This window comes from Nonomuraea lactucae, assembly GCF_003313395.1.
GTDB classification, from domain to species: domain Bacteria; phylum Actinomycetota; class Actinomycetes; order Streptosporangiales; family Streptosporangiaceae; genus Nonomuraea; species Nonomuraea lactucae.
Genome location: NZ_QNFZ01000297.1, coordinates 1 through 514, shown reverse-complemented (window position 1 = coordinate 514; position 514 = coordinate 1). Strand labels below are relative to the sequence as shown.

The following is a 514-nucleotide window of genomic DNA, read 5'->3' as shown; positions in this document are numbered from 1 at the left end:
GGCCCCGGCCGAGGCGGGCGCGGCGCTGGGCCTGACCTCGCGCCAGGCGGCCACCCGCCTCGGCAGGGCCCGTGACCACCTGGAGAACGCAGCCGCGGCCGTCGTCCTGGCGCGGGTGGGGCGCGCGCACTGCCCGGACCTGTCGGCGATGCTCGACTCGTGGGAGGGGCCGCTCACGTCGCTGCTGCGGCGACGCCTGTCCGGGCACATCAGCGGGTGCGAGGTGTGCACGGAGGGGCGGCGGCGGCAGGTGGCGGCGGGCCGGCTGCTCGGCATGGTCCAGGTGGCGTACCCGCCGATCTCGCTGCGCCGGCGGGTGATCGACACGTGCCTGAGCCCCGCGCTGGGCGACACCCGCGGCCTGATCATGGCCCGGTGCGACAGCTTCGACCGCGCCGGCTTCCCTGTCATGGTGGCCAGGCGCCGGCGCCGCCCGCGCGGGCTCGCGCCGGTGGCCATCGCGGGCGTGTGCGTGCTCGCGGCGACCGGCGCGATGGTGGTGGCGAACGGCGGC

Annotated in this window: 1 pseudogene; it reads left to right on the top strand. The window is 78.4% G+C overall.

The annotated features are described in order from the left end of the window. Positions 1 to 514 (top strand): annotated as a pseudogene (locus DQW85_RS44690) (hypothetical protein); the annotation flags it as partial.